The 24,529-nt window shown below is 63.6% G+C and carries 23 protein-coding genes and 1 pseudogene; 10 read left to right on the forward strand and 14 right to left on the reverse strand.

Annotated features, from left to right (window positions below; translation table 11 throughout):
• The 9 genes from CQ14_RS30590 to CQ14_RS30630 form a co-directional block, all read right to left on the reverse strand.
• Positions 1-268: biotin/lipoyl-containing protein (locus CQ14_RS30590; RefSeq protein WP_283807287.1), on the reverse strand; the 268-nt coding region annotated here is incomplete at its 3' end.
• 190 nt (positions 269-458) lie between these two features.
• Complete coding sequence (locus tag CQ14_RS30595) at positions 459-3,416, reverse strand: 2-oxoglutarate dehydrogenase E1 component (RefSeq protein ID WP_057861530.1); 2,958 nt, start codon at positions 3,414-3,416, stop codon at positions 459-461.
• A 134-nt stretch (positions 3,417-3,550) separates the two neighbouring features.
• Positions 3,551-4,435, reverse strand: a complete 885-nt coding sequence (sucD, locus tag CQ14_RS30600; RefSeq protein ID WP_057861531.1) for a succinate--CoA ligase subunit alpha — start codon at positions 4,433-4,435, stop codon at positions 3,551-3,553.
• 39 nt (positions 4,436-4,474) lie between these two features.
• The gene (locus tag CQ14_RS30605) at positions 4,475-4,951 is read right to left on the reverse strand and encodes a DUF1579 family protein (RefSeq protein WP_057861532.1); all 477 of its coding nucleotides are present in this window, start codon (positions 4,949-4,951) and stop codon (positions 4,475-4,477) included.
• 2 nt (positions 4,952-4,953) lie between these two features.
• The gene (gene sucC / locus CQ14_RS30610; protein WP_057861533.1) at positions 4,954-6,150 is read right to left on the reverse strand and encodes an ADP-forming succinate--CoA ligase subunit beta; all 1,197 of its coding nucleotides are present in this window, start codon (positions 6,148-6,150) and stop codon (positions 4,954-4,956) included.
• Positions 6,151-6,284: 134 nt separating this feature from the next.
• Positions 6,285-7,253: a malate dehydrogenase gene (gene mdh, locus CQ14_RS30615; protein ID WP_057861534.1), complete on the reverse strand. Its 969-nt coding sequence runs from the start codon at positions 7,251-7,253 to the stop codon at positions 6,285-6,287.
• A gap of 260 nt (positions 7,254-7,513) precedes the next feature.
• Complete coding sequence (zapE, locus tag CQ14_RS30620) at positions 7,514-8,698, reverse strand: cell division protein ZapE (protein ID WP_057861535.1); 1,185 nt, start codon at positions 8,696-8,698, stop codon at positions 7,514-7,516.
• 184 nt (positions 8,699-8,882) lie between these two features.
• Positions 8,883-9,419, reverse strand: a complete 537-nt coding sequence (thpR, locus tag CQ14_RS30625) for an RNA 2',3'-cyclic phosphodiesterase (protein WP_057861536.1) — start codon at positions 9,417-9,419, stop codon at positions 8,883-8,885.
• A gap of 181 nt (positions 9,420-9,600) precedes the next feature.
• A complete protein-coding gene (locus tag CQ14_RS30630) occupies positions 9,601-10,254 on the reverse strand; it encodes an arylesterase (RefSeq protein ID WP_057861537.1) in 654 nt (217 codons plus the stop codon).
• 49 nt (positions 10,255-10,303) lie between these two features.
• Here CQ14_RS30630 and CQ14_RS30635 point away from each other — a divergent pair, with 49 nt between their 5' ends.
• From CQ14_RS30635 to CQ14_RS30650, 4 genes are all read left to right on the forward strand, one after another.
• Positions 10,304-11,017, forward strand: coding sequence for an ABC transporter ATP-binding protein (locus tag CQ14_RS30635; protein ID WP_057861538.1), 714 nt, complete (start codon positions 10,304-10,306; stop codon positions 11,015-11,017).
• Positions 11,014-13,584 carry an ABC transporter permease gene (locus CQ14_RS30640; RefSeq protein WP_057861539.1) on the forward strand — a complete coding sequence of 857 codons (2,571 nt, stop codon included), beginning with the start codon at positions 11,014-11,016 and terminating at the stop codon, positions 13,582-13,584. Before CQ14_RS30635 ends, CQ14_RS30640 begins: the two co-directional genes overlap by 4 nt.
• A 243-nt stretch (positions 13,585-13,827) precedes the next feature.
• Positions 13,828-14,619 carry a Bax inhibitor-1/YccA family protein gene (locus tag CQ14_RS30645; protein ID WP_057861540.1) on the forward strand — a complete coding sequence of 264 codons (792 nt, stop codon included), beginning with the start codon at positions 13,828-13,830 and terminating at the stop codon, positions 14,617-14,619.
• 174 nt (positions 14,620-14,793) lie between these two features.
• Entirely contained in the window at positions 14,794-15,324 is a 531-nt protein-coding gene (locus CQ14_RS30650; protein WP_057861541.1) for a GNAT family N-acetyltransferase, read from the forward strand.
• A gap of 126 nt (positions 15,325-15,450) precedes the next feature.
• Here the strand turns inward: CQ14_RS30650 and CQ14_RS30655 are convergent, their stop codons facing one another.
• The 4 genes and pseudogenes from CQ14_RS30655 to CQ14_RS47030 form a co-directional block, all read right to left on the reverse strand.
• Complete coding sequence (locus tag CQ14_RS30655) at positions 15,451-15,822, reverse strand: DUF2794 domain-containing protein (RefSeq protein ID WP_057861542.1); 372 nt, start codon at positions 15,820-15,822, stop codon at positions 15,451-15,453.
• Between the two features lie 547 nt (positions 15,823-16,369).
• Entirely contained in the window at positions 16,370-17,128 is a 759-nt protein-coding gene (locus CQ14_RS30660; RefSeq protein ID WP_057861543.1) for a DUF1223 domain-containing protein, read from the reverse strand.
• A 221-nt stretch (positions 17,129-17,349) separates the two neighbouring features.
• On the reverse strand, positions 17,350-19,538 hold a 2,189-nt coding region (gene acnA, locus CQ14_RS30665; protein WP_245320634.1), incomplete at its 5' end, for an aconitate hydratase AcnA.
• 54 nt (positions 19,539-19,592) lie between these two features.
• Positions 19,593-20,072, reverse strand: a pseudogene (locus CQ14_RS47030) (aconitase family protein); the annotation flags it as partial.
• A gap of 224 nt (positions 20,073-20,296) precedes the next feature.
• Between CQ14_RS47030 and ccmA the strand changes: the two are divergent.
• The 6 genes from ccmA to CQ14_RS30695 all read left to right on the forward strand — a co-directional run bounded on the left by ccmA (position 20,297) and on the right by CQ14_RS30695 (position 23,706).
• Positions 20,297-20,899: a heme ABC exporter ATP-binding protein CcmA gene (ccmA, locus tag CQ14_RS30670; protein ID WP_057861544.1), complete on the forward strand. Its 603-nt coding sequence runs from the start codon at positions 20,297-20,299 to the stop codon at positions 20,897-20,899.
• Positions 20,896-21,564, forward strand: coding sequence for a heme exporter protein CcmB (gene ccmB / locus CQ14_RS30675; protein ID WP_057861545.1), 669 nt, complete (start codon positions 20,896-20,898; stop codon positions 21,562-21,564). Before ccmA ends, ccmB begins: the two co-directional genes overlap by 4 nt.
• Before the next feature lie 92 nt (positions 21,565-21,656).
• Positions 21,657-22,388 carry a heme ABC transporter permease gene (locus CQ14_RS30680; RefSeq protein ID WP_057861546.1) on the forward strand — a complete coding sequence of 244 codons (732 nt, stop codon included), beginning with the start codon at positions 21,657-21,659 and terminating at the stop codon, positions 22,386-22,388.
• Positions 22,389-22,392: 4 nt separating this feature from the next.
• Positions 22,393-22,572, forward strand: a complete 180-nt coding sequence (gene ccmD, locus CQ14_RS30685) for a heme exporter protein CcmD (protein WP_057861547.1) — start codon at positions 22,393-22,395, stop codon at positions 22,570-22,572.
• Positions 22,569-23,162 carry a DsbE family thiol:disulfide interchange protein gene (locus CQ14_RS30690; RefSeq protein ID WP_057861548.1) on the forward strand — a complete coding sequence of 198 codons (594 nt, stop codon included), beginning with the start codon at positions 22,569-22,571 and terminating at the stop codon, positions 23,160-23,162. The genes ccmD and CQ14_RS30690 overlap by 4 nt, the downstream gene beginning before the upstream one ends.
• Before the next feature lie 184 nt (positions 23,163-23,346).
• Positions 23,347-23,706: a ComEA family DNA-binding protein gene (locus CQ14_RS30695; RefSeq protein WP_057861549.1), complete on the forward strand. Its 360-nt coding sequence runs from the start codon at positions 23,347-23,349 to the stop codon at positions 23,704-23,706.
• 219 nt (positions 23,707-23,925) lie between these two features.
• On the opposite strand, the gene CQ14_RS30700 is transcribed toward CQ14_RS30695, so the two are convergent.
• Complete coding sequence (locus tag CQ14_RS30700) at positions 23,926-24,528, reverse strand: septation protein A (protein ID WP_057861550.1); 603 nt, start codon at positions 24,526-24,528, stop codon at positions 23,926-23,928.
• Between the last annotated feature and the right edge of the window lies 1 nt (position 24,529).

Below are 24,529 nucleotides of genomic sequence, written 5' to 3' on the forward strand. Positions count from 1 at the left end.
CGGGCGCGGCTGCGGCCGGCTTGGCGGCGCCGGCGCCTTCATTGATCTGCCCGAGCAGCGCGCCGACGGCGACGGTCTCGCCGTCCTTGGCCGCGATCTCGCCGAGCACACCGGCGGATGGCGCCGGCACTTCGATGGTGACCTTGTCGGTCTCGAGCTCGACCAACGGTTCATCCACGGCCACTGCGTCGCCCGCCTTCTTGAACCAGCGGCCGATGGTGGCTTCCGTCACGGACTCACCCAGCGTCGGAACACGAATTTCAGTCATGATATGGTTTCCTTGGTATCCTTAAGCGTCATCAATTCCAAAGCGGTCATCGCCCGCCTTGTGCGCAATTGCGCACTTGGTGCGGGCGATCCAGTACGCCGGAACGGCCATGATTGAGTTCTAACGGCGCGGCGTACTGGATGCCTCGCCCGCGTGCGCAATTGCGCACAAGGCGAGGCACGACGGATTCTTAGTTCAGCGCCTCGTCCAGCATCGCCTTGAGCTGCGCCAGGTGCTTCGACATCAGACCGGTGGCGGTTGCTGCCGACGCCGCACGGCCGGCGTAACGCGGACGCCGGTTCGGCGCATGGATCTGGTTCAGCACCCATTCGAGATAGGGCTCGATGAAGTGCCACGCGCCCATGTTGCGCGGCTCTTCCTGGCACCACACGACTTCGGCGTTCTTGAAGCGTATCAGCTCCTGCACCAGCGCCTTCAGCGGCACCGGATAGAGCTGCTCGACGCGCAGGATGTAGATGTCGTCGATGCCGCGCTTCTCGCGCTCCTCGTAGAGATCGTAATAGACCTTGCCCGAGCACAGCACGACGCGGCGGATCTTGTCGTCCGGCGCCAGCTTGATCTTCTCGTCGGGCAGCATCTGCGCGTCATCGTACAGGATGCGGTGGAAGGTCGTGTCCTTGCCGAGCTCGTCGAGCCGCGAAATCGCGCGCTTGTGGCGCAACAGCGACTTCGGCGTCATCATGATCAGCGGCTTGCGGATCTCGCGATGCAGCTGGCGCCGCAGCACGTGGAAGTAATTCGCCGGCGTGGTCGGATACACCACCTGCATGTTGTCTTCGGCGCACATCTGCAGATAGCGCTCGAGCCTGGCCGAGGAATGTTCCGGCCCCTGCCCTTCATAGCCATGCGGCAGCAGGCAGACGAGACCGGACATGCGCAGCCATTTGCGCTCACCCGACGAGATGAACTGGTCGAACACCACCTGCGCACCATTGGCGAAGTCGCCGAACTGCGCTTCCCACATTGCGAGGGCATTCGGCTCGGCCAGCGAATAGCCGTACTCGAAGCCGAGCACCGCCTCTTCTGACAATAGCGAGTTGATGACCTCGTAGTGTCCCTGGTCGTGGCCGAGATGGTTGAACGGCGTGTAGCGGCTCTCGTCTTCCTGGTCGATCAGGACCGAATGGCGCTGCGAGAAGGTGCCGCGCTCACTGTCCTGTCCCGACAGGCGGACATGATGACCTTCCTGCATCAGCGTGCAGAACGCCAGCGCCTCGCCGGTCGCCCAGTCGATGCCGACGCCATTGTCGATCGCCTTGGCGCGGTTTTCCAGGAAACGCTGGATGGTGCGGTGAACCCGGAAACCATCAGGCACCGTGGTGATCTTGCGGCCGATATCCTTGAGGATGCCGATATCGACGCCGGTGACACCGCGCCGCGCATCCTCTTCCTGGTCGGCGACCTTGAAGCCGGCCCATTTGCCGTCGAGCCAGTCCGCCTTGTTGGGCTTGTAGCCGGAGCCTGCCTCAAGCTCGGCATCCAGCCGCGCGCGCCAATCGGCTTTGGCCTTGTCGACCTCGCCTTCGGTCAGCACACCCTCGGCGACCAGCCGCTTGGCATAGAGCGAGAGCGTGGACGGATGCGAACCGATCCGCTTGTACATCACCGGCTGGGTAAAGCCCGGCTCGTCGCCCTCGTTGTGGCCATATCGGCGGTAGCAGAACATGTCGATGACGACAGGCTTGTGGAATTTCTGCCGGAACTCGATCGCGACCTTGGCCGCGAACACGACGGCTTCCGGATCGTCGCCATTCACATGAAAGATTGGCGCGTCGATCATCTTGGCGACGTCGGACGGATAGGGCGAGGAGCGCGAATAGCGCGGATAGGTGGTGAAACCGATCTGGTTGTTGACGATGAAATGCAGCGAACCACCGGTGCGGTAGCCCTTCAGGTCCGAGAGGCCGAAGCATTCCGCCACCACGCCCTGGCCTGCGAACGCCGCGTCGCCGTGCAGCAGCAGCGGCAGCACCGAAATGCGCATGTCGGGCGGATCGCCGTGCTGGTCCTGCTTGGCGCGCACCTTGCCGAGCACGACCGGATCGACGATTTCCAGGTGCGACGGGTTGGCGGTCAGCGACAGATGGATCTTGTTGCCGTCGAACTCGCGGTCGGACGACGCGCCGAGGTGATATTTGACGTCGCCGGAGCCTTCGACGTCCTCGGGGTTGGCGGAGCCGCCCTTGAACTCGTGGAACAGCGCGCGGTGCGACTTGGCCATCACCTGGGTCAGCACGTTGAGGCGGCCGCGATGCGGCATGCCGAGCACGATCTCCTTCACGCCGAGATTGCCGCCGCGCTTGATAATCTGCTCCAGCGCCGGGATCAGCGACTCGGCGCCGTCAAGGCCGAAGCGCTTGGTGCCGGTGAATTTGACGTCGCAGAATTTCTCGAAGCCCTCGGCCTCGATCAGCTTGTTGAGGATGGCGCGACGGCCTTCGGGGGTGAAGCTGATTTCCTTGTCCGGCCCCTCGATGCGCTCCTGGATCCAGGCCTTTTGCGCCGCGTTCGAGATGTGCATGAATTCGACGCCGAGCGTCTGGCAATAGGTGCGCTCGCAGATCGCGACGATCTCGCGAAGGTTGCCGTATTCGAGGCCGAGCACGTGGTCGAGGAAGATCTTGCGGTCGAAATCGGCCTCGGTGAAGCCGTAGGTGCGCGGATCGAGTTCCTCGCGGTCGCGCGGCGCCTCGATGCCGAGCGGGTCGAGCTTGGCGTGGAAGTGACCGCGCATGCGATAGGCGCGGATCAGCATCAGGGCGCGGACGGAATCGCGCGTGGCCTGGTTGACGTCGGCAGGGGACAGCTCGGCACCCTTGGCCTGCGCCTTGGCGGCCAGCTTGGCGCCGACGGCCTTCTCGACGGTGATCCAGTTGCCGTCCAGCGCCGAGGTCAGCTCGTCCTGCGGGGTGAGGGGCCAGTTGTCGCGGCCCCAGGACGGGCCCTCGGCGTTCTTCTGGACGTCGGCCGGGGTGTCTTTCAGGCTCTTGAAGAATTCCTGCCATTCGCTGTCGACAGAGCCGGGGTTCTGCTCGTAGCGGGCATAGAGCTCGTCGATGTAGGTGGCGTTGGTGCCCTGCAAAAAAGAAGAGAGGGCAAATGCTGCGTTCGCGTCCTGGCGAGACATGTTGGCGTCCTGGTAATTGTCGCTTTGCGCATGGAAAACGGCGCTTTAGCCGGTCCGGAAGCCCGAACCAGCTCGGTAAGAAGCTGTACCCTATTTAGGCGGGATATTCCCGCCTAAAAGAACCAAGGACTGAATTAGGATTTCAACTTTTCGGCAAGGGTATGTCCGAGCCGTGCCGGCGACGGAGACACCGTAATTCCGGCGGCTTCCATGGCCGCCGTCTTGGATCCGGCGTCGCCCTTGCCGCCGGAGATGATGGCGCCGGCATGGCCCATGCGGCGGCCGGGAGGGGCGGTGACGCCGGCGATGAAGCCCACCATCGGCTTCTTCCGGCCACGCTTGGCCTCGTCCTTGATGAACTGGGCGGCGTCTTCCTCGGCGGAGCCGCCGATTTCACCGATCATGATGATCGAGGTGGTTTTCTCGTCCTTGAGGAACATCTCCAGCACGTCGATGAATTCGGTGCCCTTGACCGGGTCGCCGCCGATGCCGACCGCCGTGGTCTGGCCGAGGCCCTCCTGGGTGGTCTGGAACACGGCTTCATAGGTCAACGTGCCCGAGCGCGAAACGATCCCGACGCTGCCCGGCTTGAAGATGTTGGCCGGCATGATGCCGATCTTGCACTCGCCCGCGGTCATCACGCCCGGGCAGTTCGGCCCGATCAGGCGCGACTTCGATCCGGACAGCGAGCGCTTCACGCGCACCATGTCGAGCACCGGAATGCCCTCGGTGATGCAGACGATCAGCGGAATTTCCGCATCGATCGCTTCGCAGATCGCGTCCGCCGCGCCCGGCGGCGGAACGTAGATCACACTGGCGTCAGCGCCGGTCTTCTCGCGCGCCTCGCGAACGGTGTCGAACACCGGCAGGCCGAGATGCTGCGAACCGCCCTTACCGGGCGAGGTGCCGCCGACCATCTTGGTGCCGTAAGCGATCGCGGCTTCCGAATGGAAGGTGCCGTTCTTGCCCGTAAAACCCTGGCAGATGACTTTGGTATTCTTGTCGATCAGAACGGACATGGTTGAGCACGCTTTCGTGGGTGACCGGGAACGATGGGTTTAGTGAATGCGCCGGTAGATGCCGGTGAGCACGTCGGCCCATCCCTCGGCATCAGGCGAGAACTGAATCTTCATGGTGTAGCTGTTGTCGTCGACGACTTCGTAGACGTGGCGTGCATTGCCGCGCAGCGAGCCGCGCACCAGGGTCAGCTTGTTGCCGACCCAGGCGCCGGAGGCCGGCGCCGGCGAATAGTAGCCGAGCGAATCGTGCCAGAACAATTTGTAGGTCCGGTCCTCTCGGTCGTAGGTGAACACGCCGTGGGTGGCGAAGGTTTCCTTGCCGTCGCGCATCTGGCGGGTGTCCTGGATCAAATAGAAGCCATTGAGACCGATGCGCGCGATAACATGCGAGGTCGCCGGACCGCCCGCGGTCCAGCGCGACGGATAGACCATTTCCTCGCCGGCCCATTCGCCCGCGAGTGCCGCGAGCTTCTGATGCTCCGGAAGCGGTGTCGGTGCGGCGAGATGGTCAGCCATCGCTAGCCTCCCTTGACGGCTTTCACGATCTTCTGTGCGGCGTCGTCGAGATTGTCGGCCGACACCACGTTGAGGCCGGACTGGCTGATGATCTTCTTGCCGGCTTCGACATTGGTGCCTTCGAGCCGCACCACCAGCGGCACTTGCAGGCCGACCTGCTTCACCGCGGCGACCACGCCCTCGGCGATGATATCGCATTTCATGATGCCGCCGAAGATGTTGACCAGGATGCCCTTCACGTTCGGATCGGCGGTGATGATCTTGAAGGCGGCCGCCACCTTTTCCACGCTGGCGCCGCCGCCGACGTCGAGGAAGTTCGCCGGCTCCATGCCATAGAGCTTGATGATGTCCATGGTCGCCATGGCGAGGCCGGCGCCGTTGACCATGCAGCCGATGGTGCCGTCGAGCGCAACGTAATTGAGATCGTATTTCGACGCCTCGATTTCCTTGGCGTCCTCTTCGGTCTCGTCGCGCAGCGCGGCGACTTCGGGATGGCGGTACATGGCATTGTCGTCGAACGACACCTTGGCGTCGAGCACGCGCAACTGGCCCTGCTTGGTGACGACCAGCGGATTGATTTCCAGCATCGCCATGTCCTTGGCGGTGAAGGCGTTATAGAGCTGCGCCACCAGCTTCTCGGCTTGCTTGGCGAGATCGCCGGAGAGTTTGAGCGCCTTCGCCACCGTGCGGCCGTGATGGCCCATGATGCCGGTCGCCGGATCGACCGAGAAGGTCACGATCTTTTCCGGGTTGTTGTGCGCGACTTCCTCGATGTTGACGCCGCCCTCGGTCGAAACCACGAACGACACTTTGGAAGATTCGCGATCGACCAGGATCGAGAGGTAGAACTCCTTGTCGATGTCGGAACCTTCCTCGATGTAGAGGCGGTTGACCTGCTTGCCGTGCGCACCGGTCTGGATCGTGACGAGTGTCGCGCCCAGCATCTGCTTCGCGAATTCATTGACCTCGGCGACTGACTTGGCGATGCGGACGCCGCCCTTGTCGCCGGCGGAAGCTTCCTTGAACTTGCCCTTGCCGCGGCCGCCGGCGTGGATCTGGCTCTTCACCACCCAGATCGGGCCGGGGAGCTGCTTGGCGGCGGCTTCAGAATCCGAGGCCTTCAACACAGCCACGCCGCGCGAAATCGGCACGCCGAATTCATGCAGCAGAGCCTTGGCCTGGTATTCGTGGATATTCATCTTGGACGCTCCCCAAAACCCTTAAGCGGCGAGTTCTACAGTTCACCGGCATTGGTAGTTGGCATACCATATACCAAGATAACTGCAACCCTGAAAACGCTTTCGCCCCGTCAAGGGGCGAAAGCAGAGCAAAATCAACGACCGAGCAGGTCGGGCGCGATCTTCTTGCAGGCGTCGACCAGCCCCTGAACCGCGCCGACCGACTTGTCGAAGGCTTCGCGGTCCTTGCCGGCGAGTTCGATCTCGACGACGCGCTCGACGCCCTTCGACCCGATCACGACGGGAACGCCGACATACATGTCCTTCACGTTGTATTCGCCGTTGAGATAGGCGGCGCAGGGCAGCACGCGCTTCTTGTCCTTCAGATAGCTCTCGGCCATCGCGATCGCGGACGCGGCCGGGGCGTAGAAGGCCGAGCCGGTCTTCAGGAGGTTGACGATTTCGGCGCCGCCATTGCGGGTGCGGTCGACGATCTCGTCGATGCGCGCCTGCGACGTCCAGCCCATCTTGACGAGGTCGGGCAGCGGAATGCCGGCGACGGTGGAATAGCGGGTCAGCGGCACCATGGTGTCGCCGTGGCCGCCGAGCACGAAGGCGGTGACGTCCTCGACCGAGACGTTGAATTCATCGGCGAGGAAATAGCGGAAGCGTGCGGAATCGAGCACGCCGGCCATGCCGACCACCTTCTTGTGCGGCAGGCCGGAAGCCTTCTGCAGCGCCCACACCATCGCATCCAGCGGGTTGGTGATGCAGATGACGAAGGCGTCGGGGGCATATTTCTTGATGCCGGCGCCGACCTGCTCCATGACCTTCAGATTGATCGACAGAAGATCGTCGCGGCTCATGCCGGGCTTGCGCGGCACGCCGGCGGTGACGATGCACACCTTGGCGCCATCGAGCGCCTCATAGGAATTGGCGCCGGTGAGATTGGAGTCGAAACCGTCGACCGGGGACGACTGCGCGATGTCGAGCGCCTTGCCCTGGGGGACGCCTTCGGCGATGTCGAACAGCACGACGTCGCCGAGCTCCTTCAGGCCAATGAGGTGAGCCAGCGTTCCGCCGATCTGACCGGAGCCAATCAAAGCAATCTTGTCGCGCGCCATGGGAAATTTGTCCTTCTAAGACGAAGAGTGAGGGGGTGGATTAGTCAGCCGGATGGCTTGCTATCCCTTTCGATTGACCGGTTCAAGACGGGGCACGCCCAATTCTAAGGCCCTGCCTTGAATTCGGTCAGGTATGCCACGGGTGCCCTGCCCCCGTCGCCCACCACCGTCATTGCGAGGAGCGAAGCGACGACGCAATCTATCTATCCCCGCATGGAGAGGTGGATTGCTTCGCTTCGCTCGCAATGACGGCGGAGAGATTAGGTTTCCACTAAACCCGTGCTCGATCCGCTCGCTGCAGAATCCTTCCGCCCGTGCGGAAGCGCCAGGTACGATTCCGAGCTCATCTCGATCAGCCGCGAGGCGGTTCGCTTGAACTCCATGGCCTCAACGCCCTCGGTCGCCAAGTACAGCGACACCGGATCGGCTTCGGCTGAGGCCATCAGCTTCACGGCATTGTCATAGAGCGTGTCGATCAGCGAGATGAAGCGCTTGGCGGCGTTGCGCTCGGCGTAATCCATCACCGGAATGCGGTCGATCAGGATGGTGTGATAATCATGCGCGAGCCGCAGGTAATCCGATGCGGCCAGCGGCTTTTCGCAGATGTCGGCAAAGGAAAACCGCGCGACGCCATGCGCCGAACAGGGCACGCGCAGCACGCGGCCCTTGATCGCGATATCGCGCGGCCTGCAGGGCGCATTGCCGGTCATCCTGCGCCAGGCGCGGTCGAGCGCGGCGCCGGCTTCGTCATCCGGCGGCACCAGCCACATCTTCACGCCGGCGAGTTTTTCCAGGCGGAAATCGGTGCGGGCATCGAGCCGCAGCACGTCCATGCGATCCGAGATCTGCGTGATGAAGGGCAGAAACAGCGCGCGATTGAGGCCGCCTTTGTAGAGGTCTTCGGGCGCAACGTTCGAGGTCGCCACCACCACGGTGCCGAGATCGAACAGTTTTGAGAACAACCGACCCAGGATCATGGCATCGGCGATGTCGGTGACGTGAAATTCGTCGAAGCACAGCAGCCACGCCTCGTCGAAGATGGCGTTGGCCGTCAGCTCGATCACGTCGCCGTCGGCGATTTCGCCGCGCGCGATGTTCTGGCGATAGGCGTAGATCTTCTCATGCGCCTCGGCCATGAATTCGTGGAAATGGGCGCGGCGCTTGTGCTGGACCGGCGAGTGCTGAAAGAACAGATCCATCAGCATGGTCTTGCCGCGGCCGACCTCGCCATGAACGTAAAGCCCGCGCGGCGGCGCTTCGCTCTTGTCGCCGAAGAGACGGCCGAGCAGGCTGAGCTTCTTCGCCGGCTTGTAGCTGGAAAGCCGCTCTTCAAGCGCGGCGAACGCCTCGGCGGCGTCCGCTTGCGCGGGATCGGCCTCGATCGCGCCGGAGGAAACCAGCGCCTGATACTGTGCGTGGAACGAGGTGGGGTCGGTCGACAGCATGGCCCCCTTTCGGCCTCAAGCGGGCGGAAATTGCAAGCCGAGAATTGGTGCTGGGGGTATGCAAACACTGCTCGTCATGCCCGCGGAAGCGGGTATCCAGTACGCCGCGGCTTCTCGGTTCTATCGCAGGCGTCTCTGGCATACTGGATCGCCCGGTCAAGCGGGCGACGACATCTGGTCTCCTTCACGCACTGAGCGCGTAGGAATCCTCGACCACATAGGGCCCGCCGCCGGTGGACGCACGTGACGAGAACAGCACGAAGCGCGAGGCCATGAACGTCCGGCTCGGAAAGTAGCCCCGCACCGAAAGATAATCGGCGACGTCCTGGCTCGACGCATCGTGCAGCCGCGCCAGCGTCACATGCGGGGTGAATTTGCGCCCCTCGGGATCGAGACCGATCCGCTGCATCAGCCGTTCAAGCTCGGCCTGCAGCTCGATCAGCGGCCGGCTCGGCTCGACGGAGGCGACCACCGCACGCGGTTTCTTGCCGCCAAAGCTCTGCAGGCCCTGCACCTTGACCTCGAACGGCTTGCGGTTGACCCGAAACAGCATCGAGGCGATTTCATTCGCCGACATGCCGTCGATGTCGCCGATGAAGCGCAAGGTGACGTGGTAATTTTCGGGATCGATCCAGCGTGCGCCGGGAAGGCCGCCACGCAAATTGGAAAGGCTCTGGCCGATCTCGGCCGGAATTTCCAGTCCAGCAAACAAACGCGGCATCGCATGACTCCCGATGCTTGGGCATGACCTTGAAAAGGACCATGTCCTGTAACAGCGCCCGGTGACGAATCACCGATAGTTATTTTCTACCCGACTTATGTGACTCTGCGAAGCACGCGGGCCGCGCACACCGCATTGCTACGGGAAAACCTTTGGGTAACGTTATCAATTGCTGCTTTTTTCAACTCCGCTGCCCGGAGATCGTGCCTAGAAATGCTTCCACCATAGGCAGAATATTCTTCACGATGATATCGACACCCTCGGCGGTCGGATGGATTCCGTCGGCCTGGTTGAGCTTGGCGTCGGCAGCGACCCCCTCCAGGAAAAATGGGTAGAGCGGCACGCCGAACGATTTCGCAAGCTCTGGATAGATGGCGTTGAAGCGCGCCGCATAGTCGCTGCCGTAATTGGGCGGCGCCACCATTCCGCACAAGAGAACGGCGATGTTGCGCGCCTTCAGCCGGGTCAGGATGTCGGTCAGGGCGGCGCGGGTGACGGCGGGATCGATTCCACGAAGAGCGTCGTTGGCGCCGAGTTCGACGATCACCGCCTCGGTTCCTTCCGGGATCGACCAGTCCAGCCGGTCGCGGCCGCCGGAAGTCGTGTCGCCGGACACCCCGGCGTTGGTCACGTCGACCTTTATCCCCTTGTCAGTCAACGCTTTTTGCAGACGGGCCGGGAACGCCGCCGGCGCAGAAAGGCCAAGGCCGGCGCTCAGGGAATCGCCGAGAACGACCACTTTAACGGGTTTGGCGGGGGCTGTGGCCGGGGTCTGGGCCCAGACCGGCCCAGCCGTCATCAAAGCCATAATCAACACGCGTATGTGCGCAAACATCCATTTCAAGCCCTCGACCCGAGCGGCGGAAGTGCCATATGACCGAGCCATGGACAGTCTCATCGAACCCTCTTCGCTGACCGGCCTCGAGCCGGACACCATTTCCATTTCCAACGTCAACCTCTCGCTCGGCACCGGCGCCGCCCTCGTTCATATCCTGAAAGATATCAGCCTTCGTGTGGCATCGGGCGAGGCGATCGGCCTGATCGGACCTTCAGGCTCGGGCAAATCGACCTTGCTAATGGTGATGGCGGGGTTGGAACGTCCTGACAGCGGAGAGGTGGTGGTGAACGGCACGCCGTTCAATGCCCTCGACGAGGATGCGCTGGCCCGCTTCCGCGGCCGCCAGGTCGGCATCGTGTTCCAGTCGTTTCATCTGATCCCGACCATGACCGCGCTGGAAAACGTCGCGGTGCCGCTGGAGCTCGCCGGTAATCCCGACGCGGCGAAGCGCGCGGCGAAGGAGCTCGCATCCGTCGGCCTCGGCGAACGCCTGCATCACTATCCGACGCAACTCTCCGGCGGCGAACAGCAGCGCGTGGCGCTCGCCCGCGCGCTGGCGCCCGATCCCGCCATTCTCGTTGCCGACGAGCCAACCGGCAATCTCGATGAAGCCACCGGAAAGCAGATCGTCGACATGCTCTTCACCAAGCATGCCGAGCGCGGCATGACGCTGGTGCTGGTGACGCATGACAGCTCGCTGGCGCAGCGCTGCGACCGCGTGGTGCGGCTGCGCTCGGGCCGGATCGACAGCCACTCATGACCACCGTTTCCGAACCCGTCTATCGCAGCCGCGCGTCGTCGCTGGCTCTCCGTTACGCGCTGCGCGAATTGCGCGGGGGCTTGCGCGGCTTCTACGTCTTCATCGCCTGCATCGCGCTCGGCGTCATGGCGATTGCCGGCGTCGGCTCGGTCGCCGCGAGCCTCGGTGAAGGTTTGACGCGCGAGGGCCGTACGCTGCTGGGTGGCGACGTCGCTTTCTCGCTGATCCAGCGCGAGGCCAAGCCGGAGGAAATCGGCTTCCTGCGGGCGCGCGGCCAGGTGTCAGTGGCGGCCGCGCTGCGCGTCATGGCCCGCAGCAGTGACGGCAAGCTGGCGCTGGTCGAGCTCAAGGCCGTCGACGGCAACTACCCGATGCTCGGGGAAGTGACGCTCGAACCCAAAATGCCGATGGCGGATTTATTGGCTGAACGCGACGGCGCATTCGGGGCCGCGGTCGATTCCACGCTGCTGGCGCGACTCGATCTCAAGCTCGGCGACCGCATCACCATCGGCAACGCCACGTTCCAGATCCGCAGCGTCGTCGGCGCCGAGCCGGACAAGCTGGCCGGAAATGTCGGGCTGGGCCCGCGCGTTCTGGTCAGCGAGGCGAGCCTGCGCGCCTCCGGATTGCTGCAGCCCGGCAGCCTGGTGCGCTGGATCTACCGCGTGAAGCTGCCGAACAACGCGGCCGACGATCGTGCCGCGACCCAATTGATCGAGAGTGCGCGGAGCGCCCTCCCCGAGGCCGGCTGGTGGATCCGCAGCAGCAGCAACGCCTCCCCGCAACTCGAACGCACCATCAACCGCTTCAGTCAGTTCCTGACGCTGGTCGGCCTCGCCGCGCTCCTGGTGGGCGGCGTCGGCGTCGCCAACGCGGTCAAGAGCCATATCGATCGCCGACGCGACGTCATTGCCTCGTTCAAGGCGCTGGGCGCCACGGGACGCGACGTCTTCACGATCTATCTGACGCAGGTGGTCCTGCTCGCCGCGGTCGGTTCGGTGATTGGACTCGCGGCCGGCGCGGCTCTGCCGTTCCTCATCGTCGGCGTGTTCGGCAAGCTGCTGCCGCTGCCGGTGATCCCTGCTTTGCATCCGGACGAATTGGCGCTGTCGTTCGTCTACGGCCTGCTCACCGCACTAGCCTTCGGGTTATGGCCGCTCGGCCGGGTGCACGACGTGCCGGTTGCGGCGCTGTTTCGCGAGGAAGTGGCGCCCGAATGGCACCGGCCGCGCTGGAGCTATCTCGCGCTGATGGCCGCAGTGATCGTGCTGCTGGTCGCCGTCGCCATCGGGCTTTCCTACGACAAGCGGGTTGCCGCCGTGTTCGTCGTGTCCTCGGTTGCGGTATTCGCGCTGCTGCGCGGCGTTGCCGCCGGGCTGATGGCGCTGGCACGCCGGATGCCACGCAGCCGCATCACCATGCTGCGGCTGGCGATCGCCAACATCCACCGGCCCGGCGCGCTGACGCCCTCGGTCGTGATGTCGCTCGGGCTCGGGCTAGCCGTGCTCGTCACCATCACCCAGATCGACGGCAATCTGCGCCGGCAATTCCTGGCCGCGCTGCCGGAACGTGCGCCCTCGTTCTATTTCATCGACATCCCGACCGCCGACGCCGACCGCTTTGGCGCCTTCCTCAAGCAGGTCGCGCCGCAATCGACGGTTGAAGACGTGCCGATGTTGCGCGGGCGCATCGTCGCGGCCCGCGGCGTCAAGGCCGACGAACTCAATCCGTCGCAGGATTCCGAGTGGGTGCTGCAGAGCGACCGCGGCCTGACTTACACCAACGAAGTTCCCAAGGGCTCGAAGGTGGTCGAGGGCGAATGGTGGAGCGCGGACTATAAGGGGCCGCCGCTGGTCTCGCTGGAGAAGAAGATCGCCGACGGGCTGAAGCTCAGAATAGGCGACGAGATCGTGGTCAACGTGCTCGGCCGCGACATTCCGGCCCGGATCAGCAATCTCCGCAACGTCGACTGGCAGGGGCTCGGCATCAATTTCGTGCTGGTGTTCTCGCCCAACGCCTTCAAGGGCGCGCCGCACAGCCATGTCGCGACCCTGTCCGAGGTCCACCCGGACCCGGCAGGCGACGCCCGGATCATCAAGCAGGTGGCGGACGCCTTTCCGATGGTAACCAGCGTGCGGGTCCGCGAAGCGCTGGAAACCATCGGCACCGTCGTCACCAACCTCGTGCTCGCCATCCGCGGCGCCAGCGCCGTGACGCTGATCTCGGCGATCCTGGTGCTTGGCGGCGCGCTCGCCGCAGGCCATCGCCACCGGGTCTACGACGCGGTGATCCTGAAGACCCTGGGCGCAACCCGGGCGCGGCTGCTCGGCGCCTACGCACTGGAATACCTGATGATCGGCCTCGCCACCGCGGTGTTCGGCGTCATCGCAGGCTCGATCGCGGCGTGGCTGATCGTGACCCGGCTGATGACGCTGAGTTTCATCTGGCAGGCCGGCAGCGCGGCCGGCGTGGTCATCGCCGCCCTGATTGTCACGGTCGGGCTGGGGCTCGCCGGGACGTTGCTGGCTTTGAACCAGAAACCCGCCAGCGTGTTGCGGAATTTGTGACAATTTGTAGCGGCGGAAAGCCGGGTTAACACAGCCTTTACGCGCAAATGGCAGGCAGAAGCGACATTCAGCCGCGCGTGGAAGCTTGCGTCGAATGTGTTAGTTTCCCACATACCAGCCAAGATCAGTGGCCGGGTTCATGACGTGAAATTAACGTCGGCAGATCGGGACATCTGAGCTAAGAAATCTAACCGGCACCGCAAACCCCTTGCGCTCCGCCGGGCAACCAACGGGAATTCGACCATGTCGGACCTAGACCGTAACTACGTATCTCCTTTCGGCCGGGCCGCCGGACGCGTTGACGCAGCGGCCGTCGATGCCGGTCTGCGCGCCTACATGCTGCGCATCTACAACTACATGAGCATCGGCCTGGCCATCACCGGCCTTGCGGCGCTCGGCGTCTACATGGCCGCCGTGACCACCGACCAGGCCGGCGCCGCCGCCCGGTTCGGCAATGCCTTCCTGACTCCGTTCGGCTACGCGATGTATGTCAGCCCGCTGAAGTGGCTGTTCATCCTCGCGCCGCTGGTGATGGTGTTCGCGATCTCGGCCGGCATCAACCGGCTGCGGCCGGCGACGGCCCAGATGCTGTTCTGGGTGTTCTCGGCGCTGATGGGCATTTCGCTGTCGTCGATCTTCCTGGTGTACACGCACACCTCGATCGTGCGGGTGTTCTTCATCACCGCGGCGACCTTCGGCGCGCTGAGCCTCTATGGCTACACCACCAAGCGTGACATGAGCGGCATGGGGTCGTTCCTGTTCATGGGCCTGATCGGCATCATCATCGCGAGCCTGGTCAACCTGTTCCTGGCGAGCTCGATGCTGCAGTTCATCGTCTCGGTGGTCGGCGTGCTGGTGTTTGCGGGCCTCACCGCCTGGGATACCCAGCGGCTGAAGAACGACTACATCTACGGCTACGCCGCTGAAGGCGGCGAGATTGCGGAGAAGGCGGCGATCTCGGGTGCGCTGTCGCTCTACCTGAACTTCATCAACCTGTTCACGCTGCTCCTGCAGCTCCTCGGCCAGCGCGACTAGTCGTCGCCGACCAGGATCACAAGTTGAAGCCCCGGCCTCGCGCCGGGGCTTTTCTTTTGACCAATGCGCGTCATGCCCGGGCCTCACCCGGGCCATGACGGAAAGAGCGTTGATCCGGACCTGTCTGCTGGTATCTTTTTGCCATGCCCGCTCCTGAGAACGCCCGCTTCTGAAATGTCCGCTCCTGAAATCCGGCCCGCCACCGAGGCCGACCTCCCCGCCATCACCGACATCTACGAACACGCGGTGCGCTACGGCACCGCAACGTTCGAACTGGTCCCGCCCGACCTTGCCGAAATGACGCGGCGGTTCAGGACGCTGATGGACGGCGGCTTTCCCTATTTCGCCGCCGTCGTCGAAGGCGAGGTGATCGGTTACGCCTATGCCGGGCCGTACCGGCCGCGGCCGGCCTACCGCTTCTCGGTGGAGAACTCGGTCTATCTGAAGCCTTCGACCCACCGGCGCGGCGTCGGCTTTCAGCTAATGCAGCGGCTGATAGCCGAATGCGAGGCACGCGGTTTCCGGCAGATGATCGCCGTCATCGGCGATTCCGCCAATGCCGGCTCGATCGGCGTTCACACCAAATGCGGCTTCCAGATGGTGGGAACCTTCCAGAATGTCGGGCTCAAATTCGGCCGCTGGCTGGATACGGTGATGATGCAGCGCGCGCTGGGCGAAGGCGCGACGACGGTGCCGAAGGATTGAGAGTAGGTATTCGCTGCCGACCTCATGGTGAGGAGCGCGTCTTCGCACGTCTCGAACCATGAAGCCCCGATGCGGCCATCCTTCGAGACGGCGCTCCGCGCCTCCTCAGGATGAGGTCTGTGCTTCCTAAACCAGCGCCAGCTTGCGGTCGATCACCAGCAGCACGCGCTCGAGCTCGTGGCCGCGGCGCAGGATCAGCCCGGTCGCCGAGATCACGCTGTACATGCCCTGCTTGCGTGCGAGCCGCGGGTCCTTCTCGATGCGATAAAGCGGGACTTCGGAAGCGCGGCGGAACACCGAAAACACCGCACGATCTTTCGTGAAGTCGATGGCGTAGTCGCGCCACTCACCGTCGGCGACCATGCGGCCATACAGATTGAGGATACGGTTGAGTTCGAGACGATTGAAAGTGATCCGATTCGGCGGGGGAACTGCAGTGGCGGGGCGCGCCACTGCACGGCTCGCGCTTGGATCGGTGTCCTCCGATATCGGGTTCATGGAGCGCCTCCTGTCATCCGACCGACATGATCGCGCTAACCACGAAAAGCCGCAAGGGGGCCGGGAAATGCGAGGGGAACCGCATGGAACCGGAAATACCGATCCCCGGGGATTCACGGGATCGTTAGCGGAATCTTATTGCTGCCCCACTTCTGCCAACCGCCTGCCCCGCTGGATTGCGAAAAAACAATCCTGCGTTGGCCCGGTCCTTTCGGTTCCGGATTCCTCAGCCCCCAGCCCCCCGGGGCCGTCGGGATCGGGCCTGTTCGCAGAAGGGAGTTAATCCCGATACTGGGCCAACGAAAGTTGGTCCTTTTTCGTTTGTAGTGACCGATTCGACGAATGTCAGCCGTCACTCCCCCGCGCGAAAACAAGAGCTCTCACCTGCAATTGGGATATCAGCGAAGGCTCGTGGCCGGATCGAGCCAACGGGTCGCGCGAGCGCATGCCCGAAGACAGGCTCCGCATAATCCAGGAGTCTTAGCCGCGGCGACACTGGTCCCGGATTGCGCTTCGCTCCATCCGGGCTACACGAGTTGTGCGCTGATCAATGCAGCGCGGTGTAGGCGGCGCCGAGCATCGCGCCCGGCTTGTCGCGACTGCCGTCCTGGACATAGACGACCGCACCATCGACGCCGTCGCGGGAAATATTTTCCAGCGGCACCGTCCAGCTTCCCGAGCTGCCGTTCCAGTCGCCGACCTTCACGAGACTGCGCACCACGTTGTAATAGGTGATCTGCTGGCCGCGGTTCTCGCCGCGTCCGATCGAAATCGGCACCGCCTTCGAGACCGAGCAGAGCCAGATTTCGCCACGGCCCGGCGTCGGCACCTTGCTCGCATCGACCGAGACGTTGAGCGACTTGCCCGACAACGTCATCGTCACCGGCACCGACATCACGCCTTCGGTCTTGCTGGTGGTCTTGATGGCGCCGTCGATGGCGGCGCGATCGCTGCCGATCACTTGCGCGGAGCCATTGACGATCATCTGCGGCGTGTAGAGGTTGCGATCGCCGCGCACGTGCGAATAGGCTTTCTGACGCGCGCTGAACCGCGAGTCCGCCAGCGTGTCCTTCCAGCCGAGATAATCCCAGTAATCGACCGGCATGCTCAGCGCGATCACCGACGGATCCTTGGCCAGTTCGCCGACGATCTTGTCAGCCGGCGGACACGACGAACAGCCCTGCGAGGTGAACAGTTCAACGACGGCGCGCGGATCGGCATGAGCCGGGCGGATGACCGCGATGATCGCACAGACGCCTAGCGCGCCGGACCATCGCGAAATGTTGTAGGCCATTATCGCTGACATGCTGCGAACCGGCGGTAGTGTTTTTGATCCGTATTTATACGGGGCATGATGCGAACTCCTGAATGCGTGCCCCAGACGCGCGAAAGCGGCCTTTTCATAGGCCGCCTTCTTTCTTGTCGCCACTCACTTCGAAGTGAGGCACCGATCACAAATCCGCGTTTCAAAGCGTTTTCAAGCGAAGTGGTTACCGGTTCGCGAGAAGAAAACGCGTAAAGAGAACTCTACGCCGCGAGTTTGCGCAGCACATAATGCAGAATGCCGCCGTTTCGGTAGTACTCGAGCTCGTCGAGGGTATCGATGCGGCACAGCAGCGGCACGCGCTGCAGCGAACCGTCGCCGGACACGATCTCCGCCGTCAGCGTCTGACGCGGCTTCAGGTCGCCTTGCAGCCCCCGGATCGTCACCGTCTCGTCGCCCTTGAGGCCGAGCGATGTCCACGACGTGCCGTCCTCGAAGGTGAGCGGCAATACGCCCATGCCGACCAGGTTGGAGCGATGGATGCGCTCGAAGCTCTGGCAGATCACGGCGCGAACGCCGAGGAGGCGGGTGCCCTTCGCGGCCCAGTCGCGCGAGGAGCCGTTGCCGTATTCGGCGCCGGCGAACACCACCAGTGGCACGTTCTCCTGCTGGTACTTCATCGCGGCGTCGTAGATCGACATCTGCTCGCCGTCGGGCCAGTGCTTGGTGAGGCCGCCTTCCGGAATATTGCCGTCGGCGCCCTTGAGCATGAAGTTCTTGATGCGGATGTTGGCGAAGGTGCCGCGCATCATGATTTCGTGATTGCCGCGCCGCGTGCCGTACTGGTTGAAGTCGGCGGGACGCACCTGATGCTCTGAGAGGAATTTTCCGGCAGGCGAAGTCAGCTTGATCGAGCCGGCTGGCGAGATGTGGTCGGTGGTGATCTTGTCGCCGAACATCGCCAGAATCCGCGCATCGACCACGTCGACGACGGGATCGGGCTGCTTCTTCATGCCCTCGAAATAGGGCGGATTCTGCACATAGGTCGACGACATGTTCCAGCGATAGGTCTCGCTGTCGGTGGTCTTGATCTTGCGCCAGTTGGTGTCGCCCTTGAACACGTCGGCATAGCGCTTCTTGAAGATCGTGGCCGTCACGAACTTCTTCATGAAGGCGTTGATCTCCTTAGTCGTCGGCCAGATGTCCTTCAGGTAAACCGGCTTGCCGTCCTTGCCGGTGCCGATCGGCTCGACCGCGAGGTCCTTGGTCACGGTGCCCGCGAGCGCGTAAGCCACCACCAGCGGCGGCGAGGCCAGATAGTTCGCCTGCACGTCGGGCGAGACGCGGCCCTCGAAGTTGCGGTTGCCCGACAGCACGGCCGCGGCGACGATGCCGTTGTCGTTGATCGACTTCGAAATCTCCTCCGGCAGCGGGCCCGAATTGCCGATGCAGGTGGTGCAGCCGAAGCCGACCAGATTGAAGCCGACCTTGTCGAGATCCTTCTGCAGACCCGAATTGGCGAGATATTCCGCGACCACCTGGCTTCCGGGCGCCAGCGAAGTCTTGACCCACGGCTTGGCCGTCAGTCCCTTGGCGGCGGCGTTGCGCGCCAAGAGGCCCGCGCCGATCAACACGCTCGGGTTGGAAGTGTTGGTGCAGGAAGTGATCGCGGCGATCACGACGTCGCCATGGCCGAGATCGAAATTGCGGCCCTCGACCGCATAACGGTTCTCGGCCCCTTCGGGCTTCTTGTATTCGCCGGCAAGCGCGGTGGCGAAGCCGGTCGAAACCGCAGGCAGCGCGACGCGGCCTTCGGGACGCTTCGGGCCAGCCATCGACGGCACGACGTCCTTCAGGTCGAGCGTCAGCGTTTCCGTGAAGACCGGATCTGCGGACTTGGCGGTGCGGAACAGGCCCTGCGCCTTGGCGTAAGCCGAAACCAGCGCGACGCGGTCAGCCTTGCGGCCCGAGGTCTTGAGATAGTCGATGGTCGCAGCGTCGACCGGGAAGAAGCCGCAGGTCGCGCCGTATTCCGGCGCCATGTTGCCGATGGTCGCCTTGTCCGCGACCGAGAGATAATCAAGGCCGGGGCCGAAGAATTCGACGAACTTGCCGACCACGCCCTGCTTGCGCAGCATTTGCGTGACCGTCAGCACCAGGTCGGTCGCGGTGACGCCTTCCTTGAGCTGGCCCTTCAGCTTGAAGCCGACGACTTCCGGCAGCAGCATCGACAGCGGCTGGCCGAGCATGCAGGCTTCCGCCTCGATGCCGCCGACGCCCCAACCGAGCACGGCGAGGCCGTTCACCATCGTAGTGTGCGAGTCGGTACCAACAAGCGAATCCGGATAGGCGACCTCGAAGGTGCCGGTCTTCTTGCCGACCGTCATCTTCTCCTTCTTGGTCCAAACCGTCTGCGCGAGATATTCGAGATTGACCTGGTGGCAGATGCCGGNTGCCGGGCGGCACGACGGAGAAATTCGAAAACGCCTTCTGGCCCCACTTCAGNGAATTCGTAGCGTTCCTGGTTCTGCTTGTATTCCTCGACGACGTTCTTGCCGAACGCCTTGTTGTCACCGAAGAAGTTGACGATCACGGAGTGGTCGATGACGAGATCGACCGGCACCAGCGGGTTGATCTTCTCGGCATCGCCGCCGAGCGCCTGCATCGCGTTGCGCATCGCGGCGAGATCGACCACCGCCGGCACGCCGGTGAAATCCTGCATCAGCACGCGCGCCGGGCGGAACGCCACTTCATGCTCGAGCTTGCGCTTCCTGAGCCACTTCGACACCGCGACGATGTCTTCCTTCTTGACCGTGCGGTCGTCCTCGTTGCGCAGCAGGTTTTCCAGCAGCACCTTCATCGAATAGGGCAGCTTGGAAATTCCCTTCAGACCGTTCTTCTCGGCGGCGGGCAGGCTGTAATACACGTAGGTCTTGCTGCCGACCTTGAGGGTCTTGCGGCATTTGAAGCTGTCGAGCGAGGTCATGTCAGGAAATCCCAAATCCTAGTTATACCCGGCAAGGGTATTTAAACACCGTCGGCGTTAGGCTGGCTCTTGGCTTGCAGCCGCCGATTGTGTGCTGCATCAAGTTCCGGGCTTATAGAATCTTTCTAGAAGCGCCGCCACACCGACAAACGTGCTGCAGCAATGCGGTACCCACAAATTCTGACGCGGTACCCATCAATTTCAGAGGGCTGTGACGACGTAAAATGCGGCTCTCGGGACGCCAAATCGACTGTATCAGGGGCGGCCGCGGGGTGTTCTCCGGCCTCGATTTCGAGGCCTCGTCCGGCGAGGTGCTCGCCGTGGTGGGACCGAACGGCTCCGGCAAGACCTCGCTGTTGCGCCTGATCGCAGGGTTATTGGTCCCGGCGGGCGGATCGGTCGCGCTGGAAGGCGGCGACGCCGAGCTGACGCTGCCGGAACAGGCCCATTATCTCGGCCATCGCGACGCGCTGAAGCCGGCGCTGAGCGTGCACGAAAACCTCTCGTTCTGGCGGGATTTTCTCGGCGGAAAGACCGGCGATGTCGGCCAATGCCTCGCCGCCGTGGGCCTCGGCCACGCCACCCACCTGCCCGCGGCCTTTCTCTCGGCCGGCCAACGGCGCCGGCTGTCGATCGCCCGGCTCATGGTGGTGCGGCGGCCGGTGTGGCTGCTGGACGAGCCGACCTCGGCGCTCGATACTGCCGGCCAGGCCCTGTTCGTGGGCGTGATGCGGGATCATCTCGCCGGCGGCGGGATCGTCATCGCCGCGACCCATGCCCCGCTCGGGATCGAGACCAGGGAACTGCGGATGGGGAGCGCTACATGACCGCCCTCGCCGCGCTGATTCGACGGGACATCAAAATCGCGCTCCGCGTCGGCGGCGGGGCGCTGATCGGCGTGTTGTTCTTCCTCACCGTAACCGTGCTGATGCCGTTTGCGATCGGGCCCGACCTGCCGCTGCTGACGCGGCTCGGACCTGCGATCCTCTGGCTCGGCGCGCTGCTCGCCAGCCTGCTCACGCTCGATCGTCTGTTCACGGCCGATCATGAGGACGGCTCGCTCGACCTGATCGTGATGGGCCGGACGCCGCTGGAACTGGCCTGCGCGGCGAAGGCGCTGGCCCACTGGCTCGCGGCCGGCGTGCCGCTGATCGTGGCAACGCCCGTGCTCGGGCTGTTGCTCAATCTCGACGCCTCGGCGACGTCGGCCGTGGCGCTGACGCTTCTGGTGGGAACGCCGGCGCTGACTTTCACGGGCATGATCGGCGCGGCGCTCGCCGTGACATTGCACCGCGGCGGCCTGTTGCTGGCGGTGCTGGTGCTGCCGCTGTCGATCCCGGTACTGATCTTCGGCGTCGCGGCGTCGCAGGCGGCGATTACGGGTCCGCTGCCGTTTGGAACACCGTTTTCGATCCTGTGCGCGCTGTCGCTGGTCAGCCTGGTGGTAGGACCGTTCGCCGCAGCGGCCAGCCTGCGGCATGGCCTGGACTGACAATGACTTGACGCCGATCAACTCTCGCGGAGGCGACATGAAACAAAACAAGCCGCATTGCCTGCCCCGCCGCTGACGACTATCAGGATGCCATGACGCTGATCGACCTCGCCAATCCGACGAAATTTCTCGCGCTGACGGCGCGCGTGCTGCCATGGCTGGCGGGCGCGACCGCGATCCTGCTGCTGGTCGGTCTCTATCAGGCGGCGATGGCGCCCGATGACTACCAGCAGGGCGCCACCGTGAAGATCATGTTCATCCACGTTCCCAACGCGTGGCTTTCGATGTTCGTCTGGGGCGTGATGAGCCTGAGCGCGCTGGGCACGCTGGTGTGGCGGCACCCGCTCGCCGACGTCGCGGCCAAGGCCGCCGCCCCGATCGGCGCGGCGTTCACCTTTCTCGCGCTCGTCACCGGCTCGCTGTGGGGCCGGCCGATGTGGGGCACCTATTGGGAGTGGGACGCGCGGCTGACCTCGGTGCTGATCCTGTTCCTGATGTATCTCGGCCTGATGGCGCTGTGGCGCGCGGTCGACGATCCGTCGCGGGCGGCACGCGCCGCCGCTGTCCTGACGCTGGTCGGCGCGCTCAACCTGCCGATCATCAAGTTCTCGGTGGACTGGTGGAACACGCTGCATCAACCGGCCTCGGTGATGCGCATGGGCGGCACGTCGCTCGACAAGGCATTCCTGATTCCCCTGCTGGTGATGGCGGTCGGATTTTCTTTGCTGTTCGTCACGCTGCACCTGGCGGCGATGCGCAACGAGATCCTGCGTCGGCGGGTGCGCAGCTTGCAGATGATGCAAGCCAGCCAGCAGGCGGCGTGACGCGATGTCGCTCGGCCCCTATACGTCCTTTATCGTGACGTCCTACACACTGGTGGCGGCGGTCGTGCTGCTTCTCATCGTCTGGATCGCCATCGACTATCGTCATCAGAAGGAGCGCCTGCGCCAACTCGATGCCTCCGGCGTGACCCGGCGTTCCGGCCGCCAGGCGACGGACGTTCGATGAGCGCGCCCGCAACATCGGATCAACCGCGCCGCTGGCGCTGGGTGGTGGCGCTGCCGCTGATCGCCTTCATCGCCATCGCCGCACTGTTCCTGCTGCGGCTCTACGGCGGCGATCCCTCAAAAATCCCGTCTGCCCTGATCGGCCGTCCGGCGCCGCAAACCACGCTGCCGGCGCTCGAGGGCCTCGTCCATAACGGCGTTCCCGTGCCCGGGCTCGACCCTGCAATGTTCAGGGGCAAGGTTTCCGTGGTCAATGTCTGGGCCTCCTGGTGCGTGCCCTGCCACGACGAGGCGCCGCTATTCACCGCACTGGCCAAGGACACGCGGATACAGATCGTCGGCATCAACTACAAGGATTCGGCGGACAACGCCCGCCGCTTCCTCGGCCGCTACGGCAATCCATTCGCCGCCGTCGGCGTCGACGGCAACGGCCGGGCCTCGATCGAATGGGGCGTCTACGGCGTGCCGGAAACCTTCGTGGTCGGCCGCGACGGCACCATTCGCTACAAGCTGGTCGGGCCGGTGACGCCGGCCAATCTGGATAGCGTGCTCAAGGTCGAGATCGAGAAGGCGTTGAAGGCAGGATCGTAACCACGGGCCTCATGGCTCTCCCAGCGATGCGAAGCATCGTCCGAAGACGCGTTTTTTGTTCCTCACCCTGAGGGCTAAATATTTTTCCGCTTTTATCTGCCGTTCATTTCGCAGACATGGCGCCGCCACGAATTCGAAGCTAGCTTTTATAGCGTTACTTAAACCGTCCTTGGAGGGACACCCTATGCGTCATTTCACGCTCGCTTCTCTTCTCGCCACCGCGCTCACGCTCGGCCTGCTGACGGCAACGCCGTCGATGGCCCAGAGCACACAGCCCGCGGCCAAGTCCGAAAGCAAGATGGCTCCCGCGCCGAAGGCCTCGGAGTCGAAGATGGCGCCCGCGCCGAAGGCCGAACTGCTCGACATCAACTCCGCGACCGCCGACCAGCTCGACGCGCTGCCGGGCGTCGGCAAGGCCTATTCGGCAAAAATCATCGCGGGCCGTCCATACAAGGGCAAGGACGAGCTGGTGCAGAAGAGCATCGTCCCGCAGGCGACCTACGACAAGATCAAGGACAAGATCATCGCCAAGCAGAAGAGCTGAGGGCTCTTGCCTGAACCTCTCCCCGCTTGCGGGGAGAGGTCGGATCGCCTCGGCAATGCGAAGCATTGTCCGGTGCGATCCGGGTGAGGTGGTACAGGTCTATCGATAGAGCACAACTCGCGGAGAGGCCCCTCACCCCAACCCTCCAAGAGCGAGCTTCGCTCGTCTCGACCCCGCAAGAGCGGGGCGAGGGAGCAAAGCAGCGCAAGCGGTGGTACCTCACCCCTTGCTCACATCTCCTGCTTCCGCCTCGCTGGCTTCGAGCGAAGCCGGCTCCAGGTGATAGCGCTTGATGACCGGCATCTGGAAGATCGCAAAGACCATCGTGATCGGGATCGCGCCGAACACCTTGAAATTCACCCAGAAGTCGGTCGACTGCGTGCGCCAGATCAATTCGTTCATCATCGCCATGGCGAAAAAGAACAGCGCCCAGCGCATGGTCAGGATGCGCCAGCCCCGCGGCGTCAGGTTGAACACCTGATCGAACAGGATCGCGATGAACGAGCGGCCAAACAAAAGACCGCCGCCAAGGATCACCGCGAACAGGCCGTAGACCATGGTCGGCTTGACCTTGATGAAGGTCTCGTCGTGCAGCACCAGCGTCAGCGTGCCGAATACGAGCACGATGACCGCGGTGACGACAGCCATGATCGGCACGTGCCGCACCACCACATAGGAGGCGATCATCGCCGCCACAATCGCCACCATGAAGGCGCCGGTTGCGACGAACAGGTTGAACTTGGCATTGGCGACAAAGAACACGATCAGCGGACCGAGTTCGGTCGCGAGCTTGAACATCGGATGCGGCTGGGTCTTGTCCATA

Origin of the sequence: Bradyrhizobium lablabi (assembly GCF_001440475.1) — a bacterium.
Lineage (GTDB): Bacteria > Pseudomonadota > Alphaproteobacteria > Rhizobiales > Xanthobacteraceae > Bradyrhizobium > Bradyrhizobium lablabi.